This window comes from Halothiobacillus sp. (assembly GCF_027346185.1).
Lineage (GTDB): Bacteria > Pseudomonadota > Gammaproteobacteria > Halothiobacillales > Halothiobacillaceae > Halothiobacillus.
This window is the reverse complement of record NZ_DAIESY010000124.1, coordinates 1-7,451: the sequence shown is the minus strand read 5'-3', so window position 1 is coordinate 7,451 and position 7,451 is coordinate 1. Positions and strand designations below refer to the sequence as shown.

General features: G+C 55.0%; 6 protein-coding genes and 1 pseudogene. 4 read left to right on the top strand and 3 right to left on the bottom strand.

The annotated features are described in order from the left end of the window. The 3 genes from M7R55_RS08920 to M7R55_RS08910 all read left to right on the top strand — a co-directional run. Window positions 1-300: Mth938-like domain-containing protein (locus tag M7R55_RS08920; RefSeq protein ID WP_298220068.1), on the top strand; the 300-nt coding region annotated here is incomplete at its 5' end. Between the two features lie 12 nt (window positions 301-312). Then, a complete protein-coding gene (gene ycaO / locus M7R55_RS08915; protein WP_298220067.1) occupies window positions 313-2,091 on the top strand; it encodes a 30S ribosomal protein S12 methylthiotransferase accessory factor YcaO in 1,779 nt (592 codons plus the stop codon). Continuing rightward, window positions 2,088-3,050, top strand: coding sequence for a MoxR family ATPase (locus tag M7R55_RS08910; RefSeq protein ID WP_298220066.1), 963 nt, complete (start codon window positions 2,088-2,090; stop codon window positions 3,048-3,050). The genes ycaO and M7R55_RS08910 overlap by 4 nt, the downstream gene beginning before the upstream one ends. 136 nt (window positions 3,051-3,186) lie before the next feature. On the opposite strand, the gene M7R55_RS08905 is transcribed toward M7R55_RS08910, so the two are convergent. Beyond that, window positions 3,187-3,693: a Dps family protein gene (locus tag M7R55_RS08905; protein ID WP_298220065.1), complete on the bottom strand. Its 507-nt coding sequence runs from the start codon at window positions 3,691-3,693 to the stop codon at window positions 3,187-3,189. Window positions 3,694-3,945: 252 nt separating this feature from the next. Here M7R55_RS08905 and M7R55_RS08900 point away from each other — a divergent pair, with 252 nt between their 5' ends. Further along, window positions 3,946-5,667, top strand: coding sequence for a glutamine--tRNA ligase/YqeY domain fusion protein (locus M7R55_RS08900; RefSeq protein WP_298220064.1), 1,722 nt, complete (start codon window positions 3,946-3,948; stop codon window positions 5,665-5,667). Between the two features lie 57 nt (window positions 5,668-5,724). Here the strand turns inward: M7R55_RS08900 and M7R55_RS08895 are convergent, their stop codons facing one another. Both M7R55_RS08895 and M7R55_RS08890 read right to left on the bottom strand, forming a co-directional pair. Then, the gene (locus tag M7R55_RS08895) at window positions 5,725-7,029 is read right to left on the bottom strand and encodes an FAD-dependent oxidoreductase (RefSeq protein ID WP_298220063.1); all 1,305 of its coding nucleotides are present in this window, start codon (window positions 7,027-7,029) and stop codon (window positions 5,725-5,727) included. 113 nt (window positions 7,030-7,142) lie between these two features. Next, window positions 7,143-7,451, bottom strand: a pseudogene (locus M7R55_RS08890) (ribonuclease HII); the annotation flags it as partial.

Below are 7,451 nucleotides of genomic sequence, written 5' to 3'. Positions count from 1 at the left end.
TCCGACCTATCGTTCAAAACTGTTTCTGAACTGGCGCCTTCGTCACTGAATGAATTGATGATCGATGACCCGGAAGTGCTCATCGTTGGTACTGGACCACGAACACAGCGCGCCAGTGCCGCTGTTCAGGCTGCTTTTCTGCGGGCGGGCGTTGGTATCGAATTCATGGATACCGGTGCGGCCTGCCGCACATTTACCGTTCTTGCCAGCGAATTGCGCCGCGTATCCCTGCTGGTACTGTTCGAGGAGAATGAACCTGAGAATGGCCCCGAAAACACATCCGACAACGCCCACGCCTAAAAGGAATTTTTCATGTCTGAACATACGTTTATCACCGGCAAGGACGCGGCACTGGAGGACACGATCGCCCGCGTTCAAGGACAACTGACCGCACTGGGTTTTGATATCGAAGAAACACGCTGGCTCAACCCGGTGCCCCACTGCTGGTCCGTGCATATCCGTGATAAAAACTGCCCGATTCTGTTCACCAACGGCAAGGGTGCCAGCAAGAAGGCTGCGCTGGCATCCGCATTGGGAGAATTTGTCGAACGACTGGCTTCACAGTATTTTTTCGGCGATTTCCACTGGCATCGCGAACAAACGACGCATGACGGAATCAAACACGGCGTGCATGATCCGCGCGAACGCTGGTTCACCATTGATCACCCCGGTGTTCGACCAGAGGGCCTGCTGGATGACGCCCTTTGGCGGCATTATCTGGCCGATGAGTACCGCATCACCACGAAAGACTGGGTGGATTTCAACAGCGCGGTGACGGACGCCGTCTGTGCCCTGCCCTACACCCGAATTCGCGATGGGCAGACCCTGTACTTCCCGGCCAATGTGGTTGGCAACCTGTATGTCAGCAACGGCCTGACGGCGGGCAATACCGTATTCGAAGCCCGCACGCAGGGTTTATCAGAAGTATTCGAACGCTTCGTGAAGAACCGGGTCATAGCCGAAAGCATCGCCCTGCCACAGATACCGGACGACATTGTGGCCCGCTACCCGACCATTGCCACGGCGATTGCCGCCCTGCGCGGTCATGGCTTCGGACTGCGCCTGCTGGATGCGTCGCTGGGCGGGAAATATCCGGTGATCTGCGTGACCCTGATCGACCCACAATCCGGTGGCGTTTTCGCATCGTTCGGTGCCCATCCGAATTTCGAAGTCGCTTTCGAGCGCACGGTCACTGAACTGTTGCAGGGCCGCGCGCTCGACGACCTGCACGCCTTCCACCCACCCACGACCGATCAAGAACTGGTCAGCGACCCGCAAAATCTCGAATTGCACTTTATCGATTCCTCGGGTTGGCTATCTTGGGACTTTTTCCGTGACACCCCCGATTACCCCTTCGTGCACTGGGATTTCACCGCCGAGAACAATGAGGCGGGTTTCAAGCGCCTTTGCGACATCGTTCATGCAGAAGGTTACGACGTTTATGTCGCCGATTACCCGCATATCGGCCTGTATGCCTGTCGCATCCTCGTGCCGGGCATGTCCGAAATCTATCCCGTCGATGAACTGTACGAGCGGAACAACAACGTGGGCCTGTCGCTGATTCCTTATGTTGAACGGCTGGATGAACTCACGGCCACCGAATGCGCGCACCTGTTTGAAACCATGGACGATATGGACATGGACTGGCTGATGCCGATGCCGGATGTCGTAGGTTTAGCCATCAGAGCAGACCATCCCTGGGCCAGTCTGCGCTTCGGTGAACTGCGCGCGCTGGCGCTGTTTGCTTGTGGCCCGAATGATGATGACGATGAAACAGAAGCGCTGCTTGACTGGCTGGTCAACGTGCCACCCCTACCGGACAATCGAAGAATCATCTATCGCGCCGCATTCACACGCCATCAGTTAAAGGTTGCGGCCACCGCGCCGCTCGATCAGTATCGAAGCACACTCATGGCCCTATACCCGCCACAGGAACTGGCAGCGGCCCAGGCCCTGCTTGAAGGCCGGGCCGGCTTCCTTGATCTTGGCGGCCTGGGCACGCACTTCGAACGCAGCCCGTTGCATCAAACACTCATGGCCGCCTTTGAGCGTGCCTTTGCCGCCAAAACCCAAGACGAGTCCACCGCATGAATAAGGCCAGCGCTCAGATGCCATCCGCACCGGTACTCGCACCGCAAGACCTTCAGGCCGCCGCGAAGACGCTGATCGCGCGAACCGCACAGGTTGTGCTCGGAAAAGAGCAGGTCATCCGTCAGGCCCTTTGCTGCGTTCTTGCCGGGGGACATCTGCTGCTTGAAGACCTGCCCGGGCTCGGGAAAACCACGCTGGCGCATGCGCTGGCACGCGGACTGGGGCTGCGATTCCGTCGGCTGCAATTCACGGCCGACATGCTGCCCGCCGATATTCTGGGCGTATCGATTTTCGAGCCGCAAAGTCGCGAATTCCGTTTTCAGCCGGGGCCGATTTTCACCGAAATTCTGCTTGCCGATGAAATCAACCGCGCCCCGCCCAAGGTGCAAAGCGCCCTGCTCGAAGCGATGGAAGAGCGCCAGGTTACGATCGAAGGCAAACGCTATCCGCTGCCGGAAGCCTTCTTCGTGATCGCGACCCAAAACCCGCTCCACCAGCAGGGCACCTATCCGCTACCGGAGTCTCAACTCGACCGCTTCGCATTGATTCTCGGTATGGGATACCCCGCACCGGAAGTGGAACGCGCCATGCTCAAGGGTCAAGGGGGACGCACGCATATCAACGACATCGAACCGGTGCTGGATGCCCGCGGCCTTGCCCAGATGCGCCAAGCCGTCCGCAACATCCATGTTGCCGACCCCGTGATCGATTATGTGCAGAAACTCCTGCAAACCAGCCGGGAAATGCCTGAGTTCAGCACGGGGTTGTCGCCCCGCGCCGGTCTGATGCTCTTGAATCTTGCCCGGGCATGGGCATTTATTGATCAGCGGAATCATGTACTGCCCGACGACATTCAGGCCGTATTTGCCGGTCTCGTTGAACATCGCTTGCCCACGCGTGGCACACGACAAAACCAAAGTAACGCCGAACGGTTGCTTGCTGCTGTCAAAATCGAATAACGGGCAACCAGATACCCATTCAGTTAATTAGCAAATATTTATAATGGGCGCTCTTAAGTATGAATTTGCCGCGGATAAACTCGGCGGCATAGGTTTTGAACGAGAGAACATTGGCTTGAGCAGCCTCGCCATTAACTCACGCCAACAGCGAACGCAACATCCAGGCATTTTTCTCGTGAAGCTCCATCCGGCGGGTTAGCAGATCCTGGGTTGGTTCATCATTCGCCGCCTCGGCAACGGGGAACACCCCACGTGCCGTGCGCACCACGGCTTCTTGTCCTTTGACCAGGTGGGCGATCATATCGTTCGCAGCCAACTTTTCATCTGGGATCGTAAAGGATGACAATTCCGAAAATCGGGTGAACGATGCGGGGGCAAACGCGCCTAGTGAACGAATCCGCTCCGCGATTTCATCCACGGCGGTAAAAAGCTCTGTGTACTGAGTTTCGAACATCAGATGCAAGCTGTTGAACTGTGGCCCGGTCACATTCCAATGGAAATTATGTGTCATTAAAAACAGGCTGTAGGAGTCTGCCAATAGTCGGCTCAAACCATCAGCAATGGACTGACGATCTTTTTCGCTGATACCGATGTGGATACCGTCGCTTGATGTCGATTCGGCGGTGATTTTTTTCTTAGCCATGACGTTCTGCTCCTGTAGTTTCAACGCACCCGACTCGTGGGGATGTTTAAACATAGTCCTTTACCGAATCGGGTGCAAATGTCATATTTCAATGACTTCGATTACCCGAATCTATCGCTCCCTGACCGTCTTCGCCAGTTGGAGAATCAGGTGATTCATCCATCGGAATCGAACATCCGATCACCTATAGGCGCGTAAAATCCTTACAATGTCCGGACTAATACTTCCCATATTCGAATAAGCCATCCAACAATGACCGAAACTTCACCATCCAGCCATTTTATCCGCGCCCGCATCGATGAAGACTGTGCCAAACAAACCTACGGTGCAAAGGTCGCTACCCGTTTTCCGCCCGAACCCAACGGATTCCTGCATTTCGGTCATGCCAAGAGTATTTTCCTGAACTTCGGCCTCGCCGAAGACTATCGCGCCGAGTGTCCGCAAAGCGCTTGTAATCTGCGTTTTGATGACACCAATCCGACGAAAGAAGAAACCGAATATGTCGATGCCATTCGCGAAGACGTGTCATGGCTGGGGTTCAGCCCGGGGGCACGCGTGTTTTACGCTTCGGACTATTTCGAACGCCTGTATCACTGCGCTGAATTATTGATCGAGGCCGGGCTGGCCTATGTGGACTCACAAGATGCCGAGCAGATGCGCAACACGCGCGGCACCCTGACCCAGCCGGGCCAGAACAGCCCGTTCCGCGATCGCAGCATCGAAGAAAACCTGCATCTGTTCCGAGCCATGCGGGCAGGTGAATTCCCCGACGGCAGCCATATCCTTCGCGCGAAGATCGACATGGCTTCGCCCAACATGAACATGCGCGATCCAGCGATTTATCGTATCCGCCACGCGCATCATCACCGTACCGGCGATGCCTGGTGCATCTACCCGATGTACGATTTTGCACATTGTGTATCGGATGCGATCGAAGGCATCACGCATTCACTGTGTACGTTGGAATTTACCGATCACCGGCCGCTCTATGACTGGTTTTTGGCGCGCCTGGCCGAGCTTGGTGAATTCACGCCCCCTCTGCCGCAGCAGATCGAGTTCTCACGCTTGAATCTCACCTACGTTGTGCTTTCAAAGCGCAAGCTCATCCAGTTAGTGACCGGCGGTCACTTGGATGGCTGGGATGACCCTCGCCTGCCGACCCTCAAAGGCGCGCGTCGGCGGGGTTTTACCCCGGAAGGCTTCAAACTGTTTGCCGAACGCATCGGCGTATCCAAATCGGATAGTCTGATCGATTACAACGTACTGGAAGACTGCATGCGTGAGGATCTCAATGAACATGCCGAACGTCGTGTTGCCGTGCTCGACCCGGTCAAGCTGGTGCTGACCAATTACCCGGAAGGACAAACGGAAGTTTGCCACGCGCCGAATCATCCGCATCACAGCGAATTGGGCAAGCGCGAAATTGTGTTATCTCGTGAACTTTGGATCGAGCGTGAAGATTTCATGGTCGAGCCGCCGAAAAAGTTCTTCCGCCTGACACCCGGTGCCGAGGTTCGCTTGCGTTACGGCTACATCATCAAATGTACCGGTTTCGATGCGGATGAGAATGGCTGGGTCACCTGTGTGTATGCCGAATACGATCCAGATACCAAGTCAGGCACGCCCGGATCGGAATCACGCAAAGTCAAAGGCAACATCCATTGGTTATCCTGCCATGACGCCGTAGAAGCCGAAGTGCGCATCTACGACCGCTTGTTCAGCGTGCCCGCGCCCGGCGCCCGGCGCCCGGAAGACCCCGAAGACATGGAACGGGATTTCCTCGACGACATCAACCCGGACGCCAAACGGGTTCAGATTGGAATGATCGAACCCTCGCTCGCCACCTGCGCGCCGGAATCGCGTTATCAATGGGAACGCAATGGCTATTTTGTTGCCGACCAACACGATCACAGCACGGTGAAACCGGTGTTCAACCGCACCGTGACCCTGAGAGATTCCTGGACGGCCAAATAAAAACCCGCCGGTAGAAAACCACCTGCGGGTTGGGTCGCAACAACGCCCGATCGACGTCTACTTGGGAATATGGTGCTCAACGGCCATTTCCGCGAAATCCAGCCCCCAAGCGGGTACTTTGCCCTTCAACTGCATGAATAGTGTTTGATACTGCATTTTGAGCATATAGGGTACACGCCCCATTTTAAGCACCGCCGTATCGCCGCCGAACCAGGTATTTGAGCGAATGTAAAAGGCTTTGCCCCCGCCCATGTCACCCAAACAATAAACAACTGGCTGCAAGGGCTTGTCTGCCTCTTCGGGCGATAATCGGCCCACGTCCTTGGCAATCTGCAAGCCGACGATCTCGCATTCCTGGTGCCCGATTGCACCGAGTTTCGGCATGGTAACCGCAGCGGCATCTCCAGCGGCAAACACGTTTTTGTATTTGGGGTTACGCATCAGCAAATCGGTAACGACAAACCCTTCGCTGTCGCTGATCGGCAAGCCGCGCATAAATTCATGCGCTTTCCAATTGGGAAAAACGATTTTCAGTTCCGCTTCGACCGATCGGCCATCGGCAAATTCAATACCGTCTTTGGTAATGCGCTTGATGTCTTGTGTGTTATTGAGGTAGTTGAAGCCCATCTTGGTGGCCAGATCGAGCAACTGCTTGACGACGGTTTCACCCGCATCCTCGGCAATCAGTTCGGCGGGGGTGAAAACGGTGATTTTGCTCGGGTCCCCCTGTTTGGTTTCATCCAAATAATGTGCAGCGGCCATCATCAATTCAACCGGCGGGCCTTCACAGGCGGCGAGCGCATCGGGGATGCTGCCACCGGGATAAGGCTCCAGCCCTTTGGCCCCATCCCCTTGAGTAAAACGCGCCGAACCAATCGCAATCGGGCCGCCTTTGTAGCCACCGAAATGCAATTTCTGGCGTAGCTTTTCGCCCAGATACAAATCGCTGACGCTATCGCCAAACTCGGCAAAACCTTCGATGTCTTCAAAAGCCAAACGATTACCCAAGGCGACCACCAGATAATCGTAACCCAAGGTCACAGCGGCAGCGCCCGGGCGTTCGTTGGGCGTGATGTGCACCACCTCGGAATCGACATCAATGGCATTCACCTCGGCCTGGATGAAATTGATCTGGTCGTGGGCAAGCACCTCACGCAATTCCATACGCTGATGAATGGCCGGATTTCTGTTTTCAAACACATCGGCCGGAATGTTCGGCACAAATAACAAATAATCCTTTCGATCCACTACCGTAATGTCAACCGCATCGCCTGTATATTGACGGATTTTCTGCGCGCTGCCCAATCCAGCAAAATTGCTACCTAGAACAATGACATGGGGTTTATTTTTCAACGTTTCCATAACCACCTCGCTCATTTATACCAAGGCCAAATAAAAATTTATCGCCTTATTATTAGTGACACGATTTAATTACAGGAGTTCAAAATCACTTCGACCGCCCTCAAAAACGCTTATCAGAAAGCAGATTTCATTCGTTTCAAAACTGCTTTAACGGGGGCAAAACCAGAGCGATGTTCTGGGCAGGCACCAAACTCTATGAGTAAGGCTCGATGCCGCGCCGTGGGATACCCCTTGTGTCTGGCAAATTCATATTGGGGATACTGTGCGTCCAAGGCCAGCATGAGCCGATCCCTCGTCACCTTCGCCAGAATCGAGGAGCTGGCAATCGCCGCGTCACGGCCATCGCCACCCACCAGGGCATGACATTCCATGTTGTCCATTTTGGGACACTGGTTGCCATCGACATGAATACGATCCAGTTT